This is a genomic window from Stenotrophomonas thermophila, from assembly GCF_001499715.1.
In the GTDB taxonomy this organism is placed as follows: Bacteria; Pseudomonadota; Gammaproteobacteria; order Xanthomonadales; family Xanthomonadaceae; genus Stenotrophomonas; species Stenotrophomonas hibiscicola.
In genome coordinates, this window is the sequence record NZ_CVIW01000003.1 from 92,727 (window position 1) to 110,840 (window position 18,114).

The following is an 18,114-nucleotide window of genomic DNA, read 5'->3' on the forward strand; positions in this document are numbered from 1 at the left end:
ACGCCCGTCGCCCCGGATTGACCGTTCATCCTGCCGCCGCTTGCCGGTGACGGGGCGATGGCCCATCGTGGCCACCAACACGCTGGGGAGCGTCCAATGTCTTTGCGCCGGCAAAACGGCTTCACGCTGGTTGAGTTGATGGTCACGGTTGCCGTGCTGGCGATCGTGGCCGCGATCGCCTTTCCGAGTTTCCAAGGCACTCTCCGCTCCAATCGGGTTGCGTCGGCAAACAATGAAGTCCTGGGCCTGCTCAGCCTGGCGCGGAGCGAGGCAATTCGCAGCAACCGCGGCGGTGGCGTGTGTGGCAGCAGCGACGGCGCGAGCTGTGACGGTAACTGGTCTGCCGGCATGCTGGCCTTCACTGACACCGATGGTGATGGCTCGATGTCCTCCGAGGAAACCGTACTGCGGTTCGTCAGCGGCAGCCCCAAGCTGCAGCTGAGTGGGCCGTCGGAAGAGATCGCCTTCGATGGGCGGGGGCGCCGCAGGGCCGCCAGCGATCAGTCGATCCAGCTGGAGCCGGATGTGTGCAGCAAGGGCGCACTGGACAAACGCACTCTTACGGTAAATGCCTCTGGGCAGATCCGCAGCGCCAAGGAAACCTGCTCATGAACCCGCGTTCCATCCGCGCACGCCAAGCGGGCGGCTTCACTCTGCTGGAAGTGCTGATTGCAATTATCGTTCTGGCATTCGGCCTGCTGGGATTCGCCCTGCTGCAGACCATGAACGTCCGCTTCGTACAGAGCGCCAACTATCGTACCCAGGCAACCAATCTCGCCTACGACCTGACCGAGCAGATGCGCAGCAACCGCTATCAAGCGGCGTGGTACACCGCCGCGTCGTTTGAGGCAGGCAGCAAAACCGCAGAGAAGGCGTGCACGGCCGATACCGGCGACGTCGCTATTGCTGCAAAAATTGAACGTTGGCAATGCCAGGTTGTAAAGGCGCTGGGTGACGATGCCGGCGCCGAGGTGACCTACAAGGGGGGCGTCGTGAACGTCGCGATCACCTGGGGCGACCAGCGCTGGGATCCGGATGATCCGGACAAGGCCACTACCTTCGCGCTGGCGACGGAACTGTGAGCATGACCATGAAACATCGTACCGCCATGGCTGGTCTATCGCTGGTCGAACTGATGGTTGCGCTGGTGATCAGCCTGGTGTTGATGCTGGGCGTGGTCCAGGTGTTCATTGCCTCACAGACGGCTTCGCGCCTGTCTGAGGGGGCCTCCCGCGTCCAGGAAAATGCACGATTCGCGTTGGACTTCCTGGAGCGGGACATCCGGATGGCCGGGCACATGGGCTGCGTCAACGACCAGGCCCATGTAGTGAAGAATCAGGGAGACCCGGTATCGCATCTCGGTGCGACCTCCGGTGATGGCAGTCCATTGGATTTCAGTGTTTCCATCCAGGGCTTCGACGCTCCCGACACTGCTCCCGGTGGCAGTCTGGCGCTGGGCGCGGACTGGTCGGCGCCCCAGGGCCTGCCGGCCGCGATCGCCGGATTGAGCCCGGCACCGGCCGGCGGCAGCGATGTGCTGCTGCTCCGGTTCTTCGCCCCGATGGGGGCGCCGGTCACGGCGATCTCTTCCAATGGCGGCGATGCACTCCTGGACGTGGATAGTGACCACGTCGCGCGCCTGACCAGCGATGGCATCAGCACGCCTACTCTGTTCGGCATCGCTGACTGTGGGCATGCCGATGTGTTCGCAGGCACGTTGAGCGCTGCGCGGGTGACTGCGACCTCTCTGGACCTGTCGCGCTACGTGGCCCAGCCAACCGGGCAGACGATGCTCTATCGCGCCGAGTCGATGGTCTATTACGTGGGTATCAATCCGGAGACGAAACAGCCTGGCCTGCGGCGAGCGCGTGCCGACAGCGATGGGGAGTACACGATCAATGAAGAGTTGGTGGAAGGCATCGAAAGCCTGCAGCTGATGTACGGCCTGGACAACACTGCCAACATCAGTATCAGCACTCCGCCGGCCGGCAACATCACCCAGCTCGACGCAGCCGGCGGGGTCAGCACGGATGCCAATGCCGAGGGTGCTGCACAGTGGTTGCGCGTGGGGCAGGTGCAGGTTGGATTGCTGGCGCGCAGCCCATCGCCGTCGTCCTCGGCCCAATCGGCCAATGCGCTATCGGTGCTCGGCGTTGAGTTCACCAACAGTGACAAGCCCGACGGTCGCTACCGGTCCAGTTATGAAGTGTCGATTGCCTTGCGCAATCGCTTGTTCGGAAACTGATCATGCCCCATTTCCAGCGTTCATTCAGACCCGTCACCGCCCCCCGCCAGCAACGCGGTGCGGTGTTGTATGTCGCGTTGATCATGCTCATCCTGCTGGCATTGCTGGGTATCGCTGGCATGCAGGTGGCGGGCATGCAGGAGAAGATGGCAGCCAACTACCGAGCCGCCAACCGGGCGTTCCAGAATTCAGAAGGTGTGGTGCGTGCAGCCGAGCGCACGGTGGAACAGATCGCCAATCGCCAGGATGTCGGCGACGAGAGCCTGGTACAGGCCAGCGATGTGACGCGGGTCTGCGATGACGGATTCGACCCGGCCGATTGGGCCGTGGAGCGCCGCGACGATACTCGCCCTGCCGTCAACGTAAGGCAGATCGACAGTTGCGTCATTGGTGAATCGGCGCTGGAGATGGGGCGGCCACTGGAAGACATCACACCGATCTACCAGATCACCGGATTTGCCACTGACGATGCGGATGCCAGCTCGTCCGCAGTGGTCATCGATACCGTATTCAAACTCTGAGGACGCAGGCCATGGCTTCGCGCAAATTCCGCTTCATGGCCGCAGGTGGCGCCGCACTGGCGCTGGGTGGGGGCTACTTCATCTATACCCTGATGGCGGCCCAGGGCCAGGGTACGCTGGCGCAGGCGCCGCTGAACATCCAGGTGCAGACGGCACCGGCCTTCCTGATGGCGCTGGATGATTCCGGCTCGATGCTGTGGGAGGTGCTGAACAATACCCGCGACGGTGTCTATCGCTGGAGCGGGACGAGCTTCTACAGTGGCAATGTGGCGTACGGCTATGTCGATTCCGGGAACATGTATCACTATGTTTTCCCCAGCTACGGCCGAGATTCAAATCTGGCAGTTCCGCCATTGGATGCCTATGGCTTTGTGCGATCTCCGGATGTCAACGGCTCCTACTTTGATCCTCGCGAGACCTATGATTCCTGGAAGACCGGGCTTACGGGTTCGGCTGCCAATTTCCCAAGTGTTCCGATTGATCCGGCCGCAGCGCCCCTGGATCCGCGACCGGGTACGCCAGACGGCAAGAAGACCGGCATCCTTAATCTCGCTGCCAATTCGACAATGACGTCCATTGTTGTGAGCGGAAAAGCCGCAAACTGGCGTTTTCAGTTCTATAGCGGTATGGAACTGCCGAAAGATACGAGGATTGAAAACAATCGATGCAGCGATATTACCAGCCGGAACAGCAGTGTGAAGGACGGCTTCGCTGTGCTGAATCAGAAGGTGACGCTGAGCAGAAGCTGCAGTGCCGCAATGGTGTTCTATCCAGCCACGTTCTACCTGGAAAACCCGGCCTCGCTGCCGGCCGATTACGGCTATACCGCATCCCCGGTGGCGGTGACCAACCCCGTTGGCGGGCGTCCGGGTACGCTCTACAGGTATGAGATCAAACTGGATAACTTCAACAAGGACCAGGCCAAGTACAACAAGGCGATGCAGAACTTCGCCAATTGGTTCAGCCTGTATCGGACCCGTCGCGAAGCGTTGATCGGTGCGGCCACCAATGCGCTGCATGGCACTACGAACCTGCGCGTGGGCTGGTTCCGAATCAATGATCGTGAGCAGGTCAAGATGCACAACATGACCGACGAGACCGAAAAGTCGAAGTTGCTTTACGACATCATGAGCAGAATGCGAGCCAGTGGTTCCACGCCTAACCGTTCTGCCGCAAAATACCTTGGCCAGCAGTTCCAGCGCACGGATGAAGGTGCGCCTGTGCTGCTGGCTTGCCAGAAGAATGCGGGCATGCTGTTCACTGATGGGTACATCAATGAAAGCGGTAACAATACTCTGATGAAGGACCTGGTGGCGCCTTACTACAAGGGCCCACTAGTCGAAGACCTTGATAACGGCTCTGTGCCGGTTCCTGCAGAGTGCAGCAGTTCCAGTCCGGACCCGTCATTGGACTGCAACAAGAAACTGCACATGAACTTCTACGGTGTGACGCTGGGTACTCAGGGCAAAGAGTTCGGCGTCAAGTACCTTCCGGACCCGAAGAGGCCCTGGGTGCTCAGCCCAGATCCGTATGTTGTCAAGCCCAATTTCCCGACCACGACGCAGGATCTCAAGCCGGAAGCGGTCGACGAGCTGTGGAACGCGGTGTATGACACCCGCGGCGAGATGGTCAACGCCACGCGCCCGGGCGAAATCACCGCTGCCATGCGCCGGATCATCAGCAATGTTGCCCAGGGGGCCACGCCGTCCGGCTCGCGTTCGTTGACGGGGGCTCGTATCGGCGTGGGCTCGCTGTCGGTGGAGCCGTTCTACGAGGCGACCAACAACGGCACCGACTGGTACGGCAGGCTGCATGCCTACTCGCTGAAAGTGGACGAATCTACGCGCGGGATTGTCTCGGAGGAGGCATGGGAAGCGTCGGCGAAGATGCCAGCGGCCGCATCACGCCGCATCCGCTTCTGGCGCAACGGTGAACTGGTTGATTTCACCGGCAGTAATGTCAGCCTGGCCAACCTGTGCGACAAGTCGAGTGTGATGTATCCGGGCATGCTGATCTGCAGTGCCTCGGAACTCGAAGGGCTCGCCACGAATTCGGCTACCGCCGTTGCGTACCTGCGTGGAGACACAACCAACGAAAAGCGCAGCGGCGGCAAGCTGCGCGACCGTACCACAGTGCTTGGGGACATCATCACCTCTACGCCGGCCCTGAGCTCGCCGCTCGATGACTACGGCTTCCGTCGCCTGCCAGGCGCGATGGGCACCAGTTATGCCGACTATATGGTCACCAAGCGCAATGACCGACGCTACATGGTCTACGCGGCTGCCAACGACGGGATGCTGCACGCCTTTGATGGCGGCATGGGCGCGGATGGCGAGATGGACAGCGATGGTGGCAAGGAGCTGTTTGCCTATATCCCATCCACATCGTTGGGTCATATGGGCAATCTGTTGCTGCCCAACGATCCCACCAACCAGAACGTCCAGCGCTTCCAGCATCGCTACTATGTCGATGGCCCGGTGACGATCAGTGATACCTACAGCGGCGGAAGCTGGACGACCTCGCTGGTCGGCACGGCGGGTGCCGGTGGGCGCAGCGTGTTCGCGCTGGATGTGTCTGATCCGGCCAGCTTCGGCGGCACCGGTTCGCTGCTGTGGGAGATTAGTGATCTCAATGCCTCGCTGGATGAGGACGTAAGGAACAATATCGGCTACGTGCTGGGCAAGCCGGTGATCGTCCCGATGAAGAACTCTGACGGCTCGGTGGGCTTCCGGGCGATCTTTGGCAATGGCTATGAAAGCAAGAGCGGAAAAGCCGTGTTGTTCGTGGTCGACATGGCGGCTGGCAATACGCCGACCATCCGCATGATCGAGGCGGTCGAGTCGGGTACGGATCTGCCTGCCGGCAGCAATGGGCTGGGCAACATTGTGGTGGTGGATCGTTGGGGTGGGGCTGGACAGAACGAACGGGTCCGCGATGGTCTTGCTGATACCGTCTATGGTGCTGACAAGCGCGGAGCGGTCTGGAAGTTCGACCTGCGTGCCGACGCGGCACCGACGGTTCCGCTGTTCACCACCGATACCCATGTCGATCGCAGTGACAAGCGAACCTATCGCCAACCCATCACCGGCGGCTTGACGGTAACCACAGGCCCATCCGGTGGCGTGATGCTGATCTTCGGCACCGGCAGCTTCTCGTACTACGGCGATGAGAACGACGCTGCGGTGCAGGCGCTGTATGGCATCAATGACGTTGAAACCGGGCAGCCCAGTGCTACGCTGACGTCGGCCAATCTGCGCCCGTTCGCGGCGCAATTTGAGAATGGCGTTCGCACCCTGCTTCCGGGCACTGTTCCGGCGCTGAGCCGCGGCTGGACCGTAACGCTGTCCAACAAGGAGCGTGCGGTCGGCAATCCGCGCATCGTTTCCGGAGTGGTGTTCATGCCCACCTATATCCCGTCCGAGGCCAAGGGCTGCTCGGTGGATGGCGCGAACTGGGTGTTTGGCCTGCAGGCCGGCAGTGGCGAAGCGGCAATGTCGCAGGTGCGCTTCGGTGCGCCGGACGGCACGTCGCCGGGGGCAGGTACGGCCGGTGTACCCCTGGAAACGGGCGGCAACGCACCGGTCAGGGATGTCACGACCTCTGTTGTCCCTCGCCTTGCGCCGCCGGATCCGGGTGAACCAGGAACTCCTCCACCGACGCCGCCGGGCGAGGCCTGCCTGATGCAGATTTCGGTGGCAGGTGCAAAACCGATGTACTTGCCTTACCCGTGTGGTCGCCAGTCGTGGAGGCAGATCCAGTGAGTAGTGTCCGTGCTTCGTCGATCAATGGAGTTGCTGCAATGCACACGACGTTCGCCCCTGGCCGCCTGGCCCGCGGATTCACTCTCATTGAACTGATGATCGTGGTGGCAGTCGTGGCGATCCTCGCTGCGATCGCGTACCCGAACTACAGCGAACATGTGCGAAAGTCGCGGCGTGCGCAGGCCAAGGCCGATCTGGTGGAGTATGCGCAGCTGGCCGAGCGCTACCACACCATCAACAACACCTATGTGGGCTTCACCTTCCCGGGCGGAGCTGATTCCATCAACTCGCCACGCGAGGGCGGCACTGCGGCCTACACCTTGTCCATGGAAACCGCGCAATCGACGTTTACGTTTACGGCGACGGCTGCCAATGCTCAGGCCGAAGACAAGTGTGGTGACCTGTCCCTCAACCAGGCCAATGTGAAGACATCCAAGGGCACGCTGTCCGAATGCTGGTGATGTGGAAAAGCGCGCCGGCGGGCGTCGTGGGCAGGAGTGTTGCACTCTCTGATCGAGGTGATTACAATGCGCCTCCCCGCCCGAATAGCTCAGCCGGTTAGAGCACTTGACTGTTAATCAGGGGGTCGTTGGTTCGAGTCCAACTTCGGGCGCCAGGTTATACGCATCAAAGGCTTGCGGTCATCCGCAGGCCTTTTTTGTTGTTAGCAGGGTCGATCGGTCCTGGTCCGTGTTGATCGGACGCGCCCGCTGTTGCTGACGATTATCCGGGAGTGCTCACGGCCGTCCGCGCAGATGCGCAGCGTCAGATTGGCTCCAGGGCTGCGGCCATCCGGTTGGAAGTAAAGCTGCGGCCGGCCACTGCTGGTGGTTCCCCGGATCTTGATGTTCGGAAAGCCTGCCTGGTGCATCAGAATAGCGTCGGCAGAAGAGGGGGGTTCGCGCCGGCCGCTTGTCCTGTAGATGACCCACCCCTGGCTCCAGTCGTCGCCGCAGTGGTGGCCATCGGTACTTGCGCAGATGCCGATCAAGTTTCGGCGCATGATCGCCTGGTAGCGCGCAGCAGCGAGTCCGGTCTGCAGGTTGATACGGGTGGCGTCCGCACGCTGCCGCAACAGCATCGAATGCAGGGTGGGCCATCCGGCGGCCAGCAGCACGGCCAACACCGCCACCACCGCCATCAGTTCGACCAGGTGCATGCCTCGCGGCGCCATAGGGCTGGGGATTGGGCAGTGGCGCATGAGTCCAGCCTCCCTCGTCCAGCGTCGCCGGCGCCATCAGGCACTGCCGCGCCCGCCTGCCCGGAAACCCCTCAGCTGGCCGTCACCGCTTGCCCCGTATACTCACCCTTCCCGGGAACTGGCAACACCATGAGCGACCGTTTTGAACTCGTCTCGCCGTATTCGCCGGCAGGCGACCAGCCTGATGCCATCGCAAAGCTGACCAGCAACTTCGAAGCGGGCATCGCCAAGCAGACCCTGCTGGGCGTCACCGGTTCGGGCAAGACCTACACCATCGCCAACGTCATCCAGAACGTGCAGAAGCCGACGCTGATCATGGCGCCGAACAAGACGCTGGCGGCGCAGCTGTACGGTGAGTTCAAGGCATTCTTCCCGCACAACGCGGTGGAGTACTTCGTCAGCTACTACGATTACTACCAGCCGGAAGCCTACGTGCCGTCGTCGGACACCTTCATCGAGAAGGACAGTTCGATCAACGAGCACATCGAGCAGATGCGGCTGGCGGCGACCAAGACCCTGCTGTCGCGCCCGGATGCGATCGTGGTGGCCACGGTGTCCGCGATCTATGGCCTGGGTGCACCCGAGGACTATCTGTCGCTGCGCCTGATCCTGTCCAAGGGCGAGCGCATCGACCAGCGCGACCTGATCAATCACCTCACCCAGCTGCAGTACACGCGCAACGAGTACGAGCTGCAGCGCGGTACGTTCCGCGTGCGTGGCGAAGTGATCGACGTGTTCCCGGCCGAGTCGGACAGCGAGGCGCTGCGCCTGGAACTTTTCGATGGCGAGGTCGAGAAGATCACCCTGTTCGACCCGCTGACCGGCGAGACGCTGCGCAACATGCAGCGTTTCACTGTTTATCCGAAGACACACTACGCGACCACGCGCGAGCGCGTGCTGGCAGCGATCGAGACGATCAAGGTGGAGCTGAAGGAGCGGCTGGAGCAGCTGTACGCGCAGAACAAGCTGGTGGAGGCGCAGCGCCTGGCCCAGCGCACCCAGTTTGACCTGGAAATGATGGCCGAGGTTGGCTACTGCAACGGCATCGAGAACTACTCCCGGCATCTGACCGGCAAGAATGCCGGCGAGCCGCCGCCGACCCTGTTCGATTACCTGCCGCCGGATGCACTGCTGGTGATCGACGAATCGCACGTGACCATTCCGCAGATCGGCGCCATGTTCAAGGGCGACCGCTCGCGCAAGGAGACCCTGGTCGAATTCGGTTTCCGCCTGCCGTCGGCGCTGGACAACCGCCCGCTGCGCTTCGAGGAATGGGAGGAGCGCTGCCCGCGCAGCATCTACGTGTCGGCCACGCCCGGGCCCTACGAACTGCGTGAAGCCGGTGACGAGATCACCGAACTGGTGGTGCGCCCGACCGGCCTGATCGACCCGGTGGTGGAGATCCGCCCGGTCGGTACCCAGGTCGACGACCTGATGAGCGAGGCCAACGCGCGCATCAAGGCGGGCGACCGCGTGCTGGTTACCACGCTGACCAAGCGCATGGCCGAGAATCTCACGGAATACCTCACCGAACATGGTATCCGCGTGCGCTACCTGCACTCGGACGTGGACACGGTCGAGCGCGTGGAGATCATCCGCGACCTGCGGCTGGGCAAGTTCGACGTGCTGGTCGGCATCAACCTGCTGCGCGAAGGCCTGGACATGCCCGAGGTATCGCTGGTGGCGATCCTTGATGCCGACAAGGAGGGCTTCCTGCGTTCCACCGGTTCGCTGATCCAGACCATCGGCCGTGCCGCGCGCAACGTGCGTGGCAAGGCGATCCTGTATGCGGACAAGATCACCCGTTCGATGCAGGCCGCGATCGATGAGACTGACCGCCGTCGTGCCAAACAGGTCGAGTACAACGAGGAACATGGCATCGTGCCGCGCTCGGTGGCGCGCCCGATCGTCGACGTACTGGAAGGCGCGCGTTCGGATGCGGCAGAGAAGGAAGCGAAGAAGGGCAAGGGCAAGGGCAGGCCTGGCGTGGCCGAGGACGGGGGCGACTATCGCTCGCTCAGCCCGGCCCAGCTGGCGTCCCGTCTCAAGGCGCTGGAACAGCAGATGTACCAGCATGCGAAGGACCTCGAATTCGAGGACGCGGCCCGCGTGCGCGACCAGATCAGGCAGCTGAAGGAGGCGAGTCTGGGCTGAACGCGGCAGTGCAGCATCTTCTTCACGAAAGTATTGCACTTCACGGCGGGCATACGTAATATACGCGGCCTGCACCGACGCAATCGCGAACGTTCAGAAGCAAAAACGGGCGGTTAGCTCAGCGGTAGAGCACTACCTTGACATGGTAGGGGTCACAGGTTCGAACCCTGTACCGCCCACCACGAAGTCCTCGGGAGAGGGCTGTCGTGAAATGCAAAGCCCGGCCCTGGCGCCGGGTTTTTACGTAGCAAAGGCCAGCTTTCGGGCGGCAAGAACAAGATGGGCGGTTAGCTCAGCGGTAGAGCACTACCTTGACATGGTAGGGGTCACAGGTTCGAACCCTGTACCGCCCACCACCTGGCTCCCGGCACTGCCGGTGCAACGGTGGATCAGAATGAAAGCCGGCCCCGGGCCGGCTTTTTTCGTTTGCGCCAGTGGGCTGCAGCCAGCGGTCAGCGTTGGGCCACCCATTCGTCGATGCTGATCATGCGCTGCAGCCGCCAATGCCCGTCCACGCGTTCCCAGACCTGCGCAACGCGTGCCGAGCCGGTGCGCTGCTGCGGGGTGTCCGCCCGCAGGGGCTGGTTGCCCACGCGCAGCACGCGATCCTGGCGCAGCCGGTAAAGCTGAAGGGTGGCCGGGTCTGCTTTCTCATCCGGCATTGGAGATGCTCCTGCCTGCCCAGCCTCGGCCTGCAGGATCTGGCTGCGCAGGGAAGCATCCCCGGCGTCGGTATCGCGGCCGAACAGGCCAGCGCACAACAGCAGCAGGGCAAGCATCGGCATGGCACGGTGCTCCGGAGAAGGGAGTCCAGCGTGGCACTGCCCCCTGCGGTGTGAAACCGGTATGCGACGAAAGCCGGTAAAGCGCGCGCCAAGGCGCCCGGGGAAGGATGAATCCGGGGCCGGAAGTGCCGGGCCGCCCCAAGAGACGGCCCGGCGCGATGCCCGATGCGGGTGGGCGCCGATCAACACCGCTGCGCTGGGTCAGCGCTGCCGACCCGCAGCTCGGCTTCGATTACAGCGGATCACAGCACAGCACCTGGCCAGGCTTGCCGGAGTTGCCGAACGGGCAGCTCGGATGCGGCTCGCAACCGGGCGCATAGCCGGTCTTGGGCGCAACGGCAAAGGCCTGGCTGGTGCCGAAGGCCATGGCCGCGACAACGACGATACCGGCGACAGACGAGAACAGCTTCTTCTTACCGATCATGCGTGGCTCCTTCAGGTGTGGAAATGCACGGTGTAGGCCGTTTGCGGGACGGCCTTGCACAGGTCAGTTCGGCTGGCAGCAGATGCGGGTACCACCGATTGTCCCGTTGCCGCCGAAAACGCAGCCCGGCGTGTAGGTGCAGCCCGGCGCGAAGCCAGCCTTGGTTGGCTTCGCAAAGGCCTGGGACGCGCCGAACGACAGCGCGGCGACAACGACGATACCGGCGACGGACGAAAGGACCTTCTTTCCGATCATGTGTATCTCCTTGGTTGGCGTTGGTGTTGCAGTTGCCGAAGGCACCGGAGTGCCGGTTGTGGCGCGAATCTGGTGGCGAGGGCGGGCGCGCGGATCGGGCGCGTGGCGCCTCAGTGCAATGCAAGGCGAGGCGCCAGCGACTTCATGGCGGCCTGCACGACCTGCTCATCGAGTTGGCCGACGTGTTTGTAGGCCACGCTGCCATCTGCAGCCAGCACCACCAGCATCGGTGTGACCGTGGCGCGGTAGCGTCTGGCGGCCTCGCCGTCGCTGTCGATGGCAATCGGGAAGCGCAGATCGTGCTTGCCGGCGTAGTCGGCCAGTTCATCGTAGGGAGGAAGCCCCACGCCGACCAGCTCGCTGGTGCCACGTCCGCCAGCAATCTGCTGCAGCTGCGGCATCGAGGCCAGGCAATAGCGGCAGGCGGTGGAAAAGAAGTACAGGATCTGGGCAGTGCTGCGTTCGCCGCCGATCATCACCCGGGTGCGCTGGGTGGTTTTCAATGCCAACGTATCGGCACGCGTGCCCAGCGCCAGGCCATGCGCCTCATGCTGCATGGCCTGCAGCTGGGCGGCCATCTGCTCGTTGATCTGCCGCAACTGGCGGTTCTGCCATCCCAGCGCGATGATCAACGCCGACAGCAGCAGGGCAGCAACAGGAACCAGGGCGCGCTTGAGCATTGATCATCCTTGAACGCAGCGTTGTCCGGAACATACCCGAACTGCGGCGCGAGTTGTTAAGCAGACGTTCCGCGCGTCGCCGTCAATGCCCTGCCCGTACTGGACTGCCTCCTGCGCAGGCGTGCGCGTCCCTACCACTCTCAGGATCCGTCTCAGATGAGCGAGCATGTTCCGGCTCCCCGGACCAATCCATTCGTCGAGCTGCTGTTCGGCGGCAACATGCTGGAAGGCACCTTCAAGGCCGTGGTCTGGGTAGCTCTGCTGGCTGCGGTGCTGGCCTGGGCCACCTTCCGCTGAGCCATCGTGCCCCTGCGCTCAGGCGTTGAAGACCTGCCGCAGGCTGTGCAGCGTAGCCTGGCGGTGCTCCTTTGCGGTCGCTTCGCTCATCTCAAGTTCCTGCAGGCGCAGCCCGACCAGGGTCATCGACAGCGCGTAGGTGCGTGCCGCATCGGCGACGCGCGAAAGCCCGAGTGCGCGGCGGGCCAGCGCATCCACATGCTCCAGATCGGGCATAAGGCCCAGATACGCACGTTCTGCGCTGTCCAGGTCGGGAGCACACAGGATCGCATGGGCTTCGAGGGGGGCGGAGACGCAGGCCATGAGGGGTGTCCTTGTCTGTAACGGGCGCTCGCTCAGAACGAGCGCATCAGGGAAACGAAGGCCGACGTCTGTGTCCCACGCCGCGCCATCGGGCTGTCCTTTACTGCATCGCCGAACCGCTGGTTGGCGGCCAACGGACGGCTGATGGCAGCGGAGAACAGCAACAGGCGCAGCAGGGTCGGGGGCAGCAACGGCATCGATCAGCCACTTTGCGGAGGATGGCTGTGCATGGTGCGGGCGCAACATTGTCAGAACATTGCGCGTCGGCAATCGGCACGCGAAGGCGCCCAAACCCGGCGCAAGGCACTATGATCGGCAGCGTTTCCGGTAGCCGAGCCCCCTGATGCGCATCCTCCTGGTCGAAGACGATCCCGATCTGTCCCGAGCCCTGCAATCGGGCCTGGAGCGGCAGGGCGTGGTCGCCGACGTCGTCGGAAGCCTGGCCGAAGCTACGATCGCGCTGCGTGAACCGGTACACCAGTTGATGTTGCTCGACCGCCAGCTGCCCGATGGCGATGGCGCGGCGTTCGTCGCCACCGCGCGTGCACTGCGGCCTAACCTGGCGGTGATCATGCTGACCGCCAAGGGCACGTTGTCAGACAAGGTCGAGGGCCTGGATGTGGGGGCCGATGACTACCTGGTGAAGCCAGTGGCGATCGAGGAACTGATGGCGCGGATCCGTGCAGTCTCACGGCGGCCCTCCGCGATGGTGACGCCGCGCCTGCACCTGGGGCGGCTGGAATTCGACTTCGAATCGCTGCAGGCGCAGGTGGGAGGCCAGCCGCTGGCACTGCCCCGGCGCCAGGTGCTGGTGCTGCAGGCGCTGGCGATGCGCCAGGGGCGCACGGTCACACGCAGCGCGCTGGAAGCGGCGGTGTACGGGTTTGATGACGAGATCCAGTCCAATGCACTCGACGCGCACATTTCCAAGCTGCGCAAGGCGCTGCAGCAGGCCGGGGCTGGTGTGGAGATCCATGTGATCCGCGGCGTCGGCTATCTGCTGGCGGAGGCGTGAGATGACCCGACCGATCCGCTCCATCACGCTCGGCCTGGCCTGGCGGTTGTTCCTGGCGCAGGCCTTCACTGTGTTGTTCGCGGTGGTCGCGTTGATCCTGACCTGGGGCGACAAGGACACTTGGGGAATGGACATGTTCACGGCCGAGGCGGTAGCCAAAGCCGTGCACAGCGAAGGCGGCCGGCTGGTACTGGACCAGGCGCGCTGGGACAGGCTCAATGCCGGGGCGGGGGGCAACCTCTGGTTCGCGGCGGTTGATGACAGGGGCACGTGGCTGGAGCGCGGCACGATCCCTGCGGTCCACGCCCCATTGCTGGCACGCTTGCCGACAGTGGGCGCCACCGAACTGGGTTCACTGGTGCCGCCCTATCTGGACGTTGCGCGGGTGATGATCCGCAACGAGGATGGGCGGCGCATCACGGTTATGGTGGGCGGGGCGCCGAAGGGCGGGCTGCTGGACGGCGCACTGATGGTGCTGCGCCTGATCGGCCTGTGGTTCTTCCTGCCGCTGATCGTGATCACGCTGCTGGTGATGCCGACCGTGATCCACCGTGCGATGCGCGGCGTGCGTCGATCCGCACAGCAGGCCAAGGAGCTGGATATCGGCCAGCCGGGTGCGCGGCTGGATGCGCAGCTGGTATCGACCGAGGTCGCGCCGCTGGTGGAAGCTTTCAACGACGCGATCGACAAGGTGCAGCAGGGCTATGCAGCACGTGACAAGTTCCTCGCCGATGCCGCGCACGAGCTGCGGGTGCCGATTGCAGTGGTACAGGCGCGCTTGTCGCAGCTGCCGCAGGGTGAGCTGAAATCGCAGCTGCTGACCGACGTGGCGCGGCTCGGCAACGTCGCCGAGCACCTGCTTGACCTGCAGCGGCTCGATCGCAATGTCGGCGCACTGCAGCGGCTGGATCTGGCGCTGCTGGTGCGTGAAGCGGCCGCCGATCTGGCGCCACTGGTGGTCGGCGCCGGCTATGGCTTCGAGGTGGATGCGCCGGAGTCGCCCGTGTGGATCCATGGCGACAGCCTGGCGCTGGGGCGGGTGATCGCCAACCTGGTGCACAACGCCATCGTCCACGGCGGCGGGCGCGGCACCATCTGCGTGCGCCTGGATGCACGTGGCCTTCTGGAAGTCAGCGATCAGGGCGCCGGTATTCCGGTGAGTGACCGTGAAGCGATCTTCGAGCCGTTCCATCGCCTGCGCGCGGCGGGCAGCGGCAGTGGCCTCGGCCTGCATCTGGTGAAGGAAATCGTGCAGCATCACGGCGGCTCGGTCAGTGTCGGCGAGGCCACCGGCGGTGGTGCCAGCTTCCGGGTCAACTTCCATCGCGGCACCGTCCGGCGCTGACAGCCGCGCGGGGGAAACCCCGATAGGCAGCCTGTAGCGCCTGGCGGCAGGCTGATGGAATGGCTTCCGAACGTTCCGCGCCGGCCCTGTTCGGCCCCGGCTGCGCTGCCGGCCTGGTGCTGGGCGCGCTGGCCTGCGTGCAGATGCCGGCGCTGCTGCCGCTGTGGCTGAGCGCGCCGATGGCGGTTGCCGGCGGCGCGGGCTGGCTGCTGCGCTGGCGCGGCCGCCCCTGGGCTGCAATCGTGCTCGGCCTGGCATGGGCAACATTGCACGGGCATTGGGCGCTGCACGGCCAGCTGCCACCCGGCGCGCCGCCGCAGGATGTGCGGGTGAGCGGACGGGTGGCCGATCTTCCGCAGCGGGGGCCCGGCTACACCCGTTTCGTGTTGCACGTGGACGAGGCCGATGCGCTGCCAGCGCTGCGCGGCAAGCGCCTGCAGGTCACCTGGAACGATCCGTGGCGCGGGTCGTCAGCGCACGAGGCCGAGGGTGGGCGGCATGCGGTTCGTGCGGGATCGCATTGGCAGTTGCCGCTGCGCGTGCGTGCGCCACGTTCGCGGATCAATCCCGGCGGCTTCGATGGCGAACGCCATGCTTTGCTGCGCGGCATCTCCGGCAATGGCACGGTACGCGACCCGGGGGCTGCGCGTGAGCGCGCGCCTGCGCAGGGCCTGCCAGCCTGGCGCGAGCGCAGTAGTGACGCCATCGCTACGCAGGTGGCACATCCTGCCGCGCGGTTCGTGCAGGCCTTGGCGCTGGGCGATACCCGCGGGCTGTCCGATGCCGACTGGGAACACCTGCGCGCGCTGGGCCTGACCCATCTGGTCGCCATTTCCGGTTTTCACGTCGGCGTGGTGGCGGGCTTCGGGGTACTGCTGTGCCGCTTGCCGTGGTGGCTGTGCCCGGTGCTGGGACGTTGCTGGCCACGGCCACAGGCGGCGGCATGGGGTGCAGCGCTGGCCGCAGCCGCCTATGCCGTGGCCGCCGGCGGCGCGCTGCCAACGGTGCGCGCGGCGCTGATGATCGGGCTGGTGGCACTGGCCCGTGCCGGACGTCGCCCGGTGGGTGCGGGGCAGGGGTTGGCCCTGGCCGCGATGGTGATGCTGCTGCCGGCGCCGCTGTCGGTGTTGTCGGCCGGCTTCTGGCTCAGCTTTGGCGGGGTGCTGTGGCTGCTGTGGTGCCTGCCGCGAACCGGGCCGGAGGGCGCCGGTGGGGGCCTGCGTGGCTTCCTGGCCGCCCAGGGCGTGGCCAGCCTCGGCCTGTTGCCGCTGTGCGTGGCCCTGTTCGGCGGCACCGCGCGGTTGGGGCCGCTGGTCAACCTGCCGATCATTCCGTGGTGGACGTTGCTGGTGGTGCCGTTGTCGTTGCTGGGTACGGGGCTGCATGCGCTGCACGAGGGAGCCGGCCGCTGGTCCTGGCGTGCTGCGGCCCGGCTGTTCGAGCTGAGCTGGCAGGCGCTGCAGCCACTGGCGCTGCACCCGCAGGCCATGTGGTGGTTGGCCGAGGCGCCGCGCTGGGCCGTACCGGCGGCATTGGCGGGGGTGTTCTGGTGGCTGCTGCCACGCGGCGCCGGCGGTGGCCTGGCGGGCCTGCTGCTGTGCCTGCCGCTGTTGTGGCCGGCGCGGCATGCACCGGCCGAGGGGGAACTGGAGCTGCTGGTGCACGATGTGGGGCAGGGCACAGCGGTGCTGGTGCGTACAGCGCGGCACGCACTCTGGTACGACGTAGGGCCTCCGACCGGCGGCGAGGGCAACGAGCGCATTCTGGTCCCGGCCCTGCGCGCGCTCGGCCAGGCGCCGCCCCGGCAGGTGATGCTCAGCCATGACCATCTGGATCACACCGGCAGCCTGTCCAGCCTGCGACGGCAGCTGCCCGGACTGCAGCTGCTGGCGCCGCCGGGCAGCACCATCGCTGGCGCCACGTCCTGCCACCACGGGCTGCGCTGGCAGTGGGACGGGGTAGATTTCCAGGTCCTGCACCCGGCGCCGGGCAGCCGTCAGGCCGAGAACGAAGACAGCTGCGTGCTGCGCATCGCCAGCCACCACGGCGTGGTCCTGCTGCCGGGTGACATCGGCCGGCCGGCCGAGCGGACGCTGCTGCAGGCGTCTCCGGCCGCGCTGAAGGCGGATGTGGTGCTGGTGCCGCATCATGGCAGCGGTGGCAGCTCCAGCGCGCCGTGGGTGGCCGCCGTGGCGCCACGGTTGGCGGTGGTTTCGGCCGGCCACCGCAACCGTTTCGGCCATCCACGCCAGGACGTGGTCCAACGCTGGCAGGCGCAGGGGGCGGAAGTGCTGGCCACGGCCGACTCCGGAGCGATCCGCGTATGGCTTGGTGCACAAGGGCTGCAGCTGCGTGAACAGCGTATCCACGCATCCCGGTGGTGGGATGCCGCTGGGCGGGCGCGGTCGGCTGCTATCCTATCGCCGAACGAACAAGCGGCCGTTGGGCCGGAGGGTTGAAACGTGTGGGAACTGGTCAAGGCCGGTGGCTGGCCAATGGTGCCGCTGCTGCTGTTGGGCGTACTGGCTTTGGCGATCATCCTGGAGCGTTTCTGGTCCCTGCGGCGAACGGAAGTGCTGCCGCCCGGGCTTGGCCAGGAAGTGCGCAACTGGGCCGCACGCGGCAAGCTTGACCCGGCGCACCTGCAGACCCTGCGCGCCAACTCGCCGCTGGGCGCGCTGCTGGCCGCTGCGCTGGAAGCGCGCAACCGCCCGCGCGACCAGATCCGTGAGCGGATCGAGGACACCGGGCGCCACCTGGTGCACCGCATGGAGCGCTTCCTCAACGCGCTGGGCACCATCGCCTCGGCCGGCCCGCTGCTGGGCCTGCTGGGCACCGTGATCGGCATGATCCAGATGTTCCTGGGCATCCTCGACCATGGCGTGGGCGACGTGAACCAGCTGGCCGGCGGCATCGGCAAGGCGCTGGTGTGCACCGCCACCGGCATGATCGTGGCCATCCCGGCGCTGATGTTCCATCGCTATTTCAAGGGCCGGATCCACAGCTATGTGGTGGAAATGGAACAGGAAGCCAGTGCACTGCTGGATACGCTCGACGGCCGCCCCGGGGTGATGAACCCGGCCGCGCCGGCGCGGCCGGCCCACGCTGCCACGGCGAAGGTCTGATCG

General features: G+C 65.0%; 18 protein-coding genes, 3 tRNA genes and 1 pseudogene. 15 read left to right on the forward strand and 7 right to left on the reverse strand.

All coding sequences use genetic code 11. From position 1 onward, the window contains the following. Positions 1-96: 96 nt before the first annotated feature. The 7 genes from BN1263_RS03315 to BN1263_RS03345 all read left to right on the forward strand — a co-directional run bounded on the left by BN1263_RS03315 (position 97) and on the right by BN1263_RS03345 (position 7,143). Positions 97-612 (forward strand): GspH/FimT family pseudopilin, encoded by a 516-nt coding sequence (locus BN1263_RS03315; protein WP_058979559.1) that lies wholly within the window; start codon positions 97-99, stop codon positions 610-612. Further along, positions 609-1,082: a type IV pilus modification protein PilV gene (gene pilV / locus BN1263_RS03320; protein WP_058979561.1), complete on the forward strand. Its 474-nt coding sequence runs from the start codon at positions 609-611 to the stop codon at positions 1,080-1,082. The genes BN1263_RS03315 and pilV overlap by 4 nt, the downstream gene beginning before the upstream one ends. Before the next feature lie 2 nt (positions 1,083-1,084). Further along, the gene (locus tag BN1263_RS03325) at positions 1,085-2,245 is read left to right on the forward strand and encodes a PilW family protein (RefSeq protein WP_058979563.1); all 1,161 of its coding nucleotides are present in this window, start codon (positions 1,085-1,087) and stop codon (positions 2,243-2,245) included. A gap of 2 nt (positions 2,246-2,247) precedes the next feature. Then, a complete protein-coding gene (locus tag BN1263_RS03330) occupies positions 2,248-2,766 on the forward strand; it encodes a PilX N-terminal domain-containing pilus assembly protein (RefSeq protein ID WP_058979565.1) in 519 nt (172 codons plus the stop codon). A gap of 11 nt (positions 2,767-2,777) precedes the next feature. Further along, positions 2,778-6,527: a pilus assembly protein gene (locus BN1263_RS03335; RefSeq protein WP_058979567.1), complete on the forward strand. Its 3,750-nt coding sequence runs from the start codon at positions 2,778-2,780 to the stop codon at positions 6,525-6,527. 38 nt (positions 6,528-6,565) lie between these two features. After that, a complete protein-coding gene (locus tag BN1263_RS03340; protein WP_019659012.1) occupies positions 6,566-6,988 on the forward strand; it encodes a type IV pilin protein in 423 nt (140 codons plus the stop codon). 78 nt (positions 6,989-7,066) lie between these two features. Beyond that, positions 7,067-7,143: transfer RNA gene (locus BN1263_RS03345), tRNA-Asn, on the forward strand. A 48-nt stretch (positions 7,144-7,191) separates the two neighbouring features. Here the strand turns inward: BN1263_RS03345 and BN1263_RS03350 are convergent. Further along, complete coding sequence (locus BN1263_RS03350; RefSeq protein ID WP_080398767.1) at positions 7,192-7,728, reverse strand: GspH/FimT family protein; 537 nt, start codon at positions 7,726-7,728, stop codon at positions 7,192-7,194. A 129-nt stretch (positions 7,729-7,857) separates the two neighbouring features. On the opposite strand from BN1263_RS03350, the gene uvrB reads away from it, so the two are divergent. From uvrB to BN1263_RS03365, 3 genes are all read left to right on the forward strand, one after another. After that, a complete protein-coding gene (uvrB, locus tag BN1263_RS03355) occupies positions 7,858-9,882 on the forward strand; it encodes an excinuclease ABC subunit UvrB (RefSeq protein ID WP_021203591.1) in 2,025 nt (674 codons plus the stop codon). Between the two features lie 107 nt (positions 9,883-9,989). Continuing rightward, positions 9,990-10,064: transfer RNA gene (locus BN1263_RS03360), tRNA-Val, on the forward strand. A 99-nt stretch (positions 10,065-10,163) separates the two neighbouring features. Further along, positions 10,164-10,238, forward strand: a tRNA-Val gene (locus BN1263_RS03365). Between the two features lie 96 nt (positions 10,239-10,334). Here BN1263_RS03365 and BN1263_RS03370 read toward each other — a convergent pair. From BN1263_RS03370 to BN1263_RS03385, 4 genes are all read right to left on the reverse strand, one after another. Then, positions 10,335-10,667 carry a hypothetical protein gene (locus BN1263_RS03370; RefSeq protein WP_021203592.1) on the reverse strand — a complete coding sequence of 111 codons (333 nt, stop codon included), beginning with the start codon at positions 10,665-10,667 and terminating at the stop codon, positions 10,335-10,337. A 232-nt stretch (positions 10,668-10,899) separates the two neighbouring features. Continuing rightward, positions 10,900-11,091, reverse strand: a complete 192-nt coding sequence (locus BN1263_RS03375) for a hypothetical protein (protein WP_019659008.1) — start codon at positions 11,089-11,091, stop codon at positions 10,900-10,902. Between the two features lie 63 nt (positions 11,092-11,154). Next, entirely contained in the window at positions 11,155-11,346 is a 192-nt protein-coding gene (locus tag BN1263_RS03380) for a hypothetical protein (RefSeq protein WP_019659007.1), read from the reverse strand. Positions 11,347-11,456: 110 nt separating this feature from the next. Next, positions 11,457-12,026, reverse strand: coding sequence for a peroxiredoxin family protein (locus BN1263_RS03385; protein WP_058979570.1), 570 nt, complete (start codon positions 12,024-12,026; stop codon positions 11,457-11,459). Between the two features lie 156 nt (positions 12,027-12,182). Between BN1263_RS03385 and BN1263_RS20665 the strand changes: the two genes are divergently transcribed. Then, positions 12,183-12,323: a hypothetical protein gene (locus BN1263_RS20665; protein WP_021203593.1), complete on the forward strand. Its 141-nt coding sequence runs from the start codon at positions 12,183-12,185 to the stop codon at positions 12,321-12,323. Positions 12,324-12,341: 18 nt separating this feature from the next. Here BN1263_RS20665 and BN1263_RS03390 read toward each other — a convergent pair whose 3' ends face one another. Further along, a complete protein-coding gene (locus tag BN1263_RS03390) occupies positions 12,342-12,626 on the reverse strand; it encodes a hypothetical protein (protein WP_019659004.1) in 285 nt (94 codons plus the stop codon). A gap of 32 nt (positions 12,627-12,658) precedes the next feature. After that, positions 12,659-12,760: pseudogene (locus tag BN1263_RS20990) on the reverse strand (MipA/OmpV family protein); the annotation flags it as partial. 209 nt (positions 12,761-12,969) lie between these two features. Here BN1263_RS20990 and BN1263_RS03395 point away from each other — a divergent pair. From BN1263_RS03395 to BN1263_RS03410, 4 genes are read left to right on the forward strand one after another with little or no spacing between them, the layout of a single operon-like run. Next, positions 12,970-13,641 carry a response regulator transcription factor gene (locus tag BN1263_RS03395; protein ID WP_019659002.1) on the forward strand — a complete coding sequence of 224 codons (672 nt, stop codon included), beginning with the start codon at positions 12,970-12,972 and terminating at the stop codon, positions 13,639-13,641. A gap of 1 nt (position 13,642) precedes the next feature. After that, complete coding sequence (locus BN1263_RS03400; protein ID WP_021203594.1) at positions 13,643-14,986, forward strand: sensor histidine kinase; 1,344 nt, start codon at positions 13,643-13,645, stop codon at positions 14,984-14,986. A gap of 59 nt (positions 14,987-15,045) precedes the next feature. Continuing rightward, positions 15,046-17,445, forward strand: a complete 2,400-nt coding sequence (locus tag BN1263_RS03405) for a DNA internalization-related competence protein ComEC/Rec2 (RefSeq protein ID WP_058979572.1) — start codon at positions 15,046-15,048, stop codon at positions 17,443-17,445. Between the two features lie 3 nt (positions 17,446-17,448). After that, positions 17,449-18,111 (forward strand): MotA/TolQ/ExbB proton channel family protein, encoded by a 663-nt coding sequence (locus BN1263_RS03410; RefSeq protein ID WP_058979575.1) that lies wholly within the window; start codon positions 17,449-17,451, stop codon positions 18,109-18,111. Positions 18,112-18,114 lie beyond the last annotated feature (3 nt).

Coding starts and splice junctions, on each gene's coding strand:
- BN1263_RS03315 (WP_058979559.1), top strand. CDS start 97: ATGTCTTTGCGCCGGCAAAACGGCTTCACGCTGGTTGAGTTGATGGTC.
- pilV (WP_058979561.1), top strand. CDS start 609: ATGAACCCGCGTTCCATCCGCGCACGCCAAGCGGGCGGCTTCACTCTG.
- BN1263_RS03325 (WP_058979563.1), top strand. CDS start 1,085: ATGACCATGAAACATCGTACCGCCATGGCTGGTCTATCGCTGGTCGAA.
- BN1263_RS03330 (WP_058979565.1), top strand. CDS start 2,248: ATGCCCCATTTCCAGCGTTCATTCAGACCCGTCACCGCCCCCCGCCAG.
- BN1263_RS03335 (WP_058979567.1), top strand. CDS start 2,778: ATGGCTTCGCGCAAATTCCGCTTCATGGCCGCAGGTGGCGCCGCACTG.
- BN1263_RS03340 (WP_019659012.1), top strand. CDS start 6,566: ATGCACACGACGTTCGCCCCTGGCCGCCTGGCCCGCGGATTCACTCTC.
- BN1263_RS03350 (WP_080398767.1), bottom strand. CDS start 7,728: ATGCGCCACTGCCCAATCCCCAGCCCTATGGCGCCGCGAGGCATGCAC.
- uvrB (WP_021203591.1), top strand. CDS start 7,858: ATGAGCGACCGTTTTGAACTCGTCTCGCCGTATTCGCCGGCAGGCGAC.
- BN1263_RS03370 (WP_021203592.1), bottom strand. CDS start 10,667: ATGCCGATGCTTGCCCTGCTGCTGTTGTGCGCTGGCCTGTTCGGCCGC.
- BN1263_RS03375 (WP_019659008.1), bottom strand. CDS start 11,091: ATGATCGGTAAGAAGAAGCTGTTCTCGTCTGTCGCCGGTATCGTCGTT.
- BN1263_RS03380 (WP_019659007.1), bottom strand. CDS start 11,346: ATGATCGGAAAGAAGGTCCTTTCGTCCGTCGCCGGTATCGTCGTTGTC.
- BN1263_RS03385 (WP_058979570.1), bottom strand. CDS start 12,026: ATGCTCAAGCGCGCCCTGGTTCCTGTTGCTGCCCTGCTGCTGTCGGCG.
- BN1263_RS20665 (WP_021203593.1), top strand. CDS start 12,183: ATGAGCGAGCATGTTCCGGCTCCCCGGACCAATCCATTCGTCGAGCTG.
- BN1263_RS03390 (WP_019659004.1), bottom strand. CDS start 12,626: ATGGCCTGCGTCTCCGCCCCCCTCGAAGCCCATGCGATCCTGTGTGCT.
- BN1263_RS03395 (WP_019659002.1), top strand. CDS start 12,970: ATGCGCATCCTCCTGGTCGAAGACGATCCCGATCTGTCCCGAGCCCTG.
- BN1263_RS03400 (WP_021203594.1), top strand. CDS start 13,643: ATGACCCGACCGATCCGCTCCATCACGCTCGGCCTGGCCTGGCGGTTG.
- BN1263_RS03405 (WP_058979572.1), top strand. CDS start 15,046: ATGGCTTCCGAACGTTCCGCGCCGGCCCTGTTCGGCCCCGGCTGCGCT.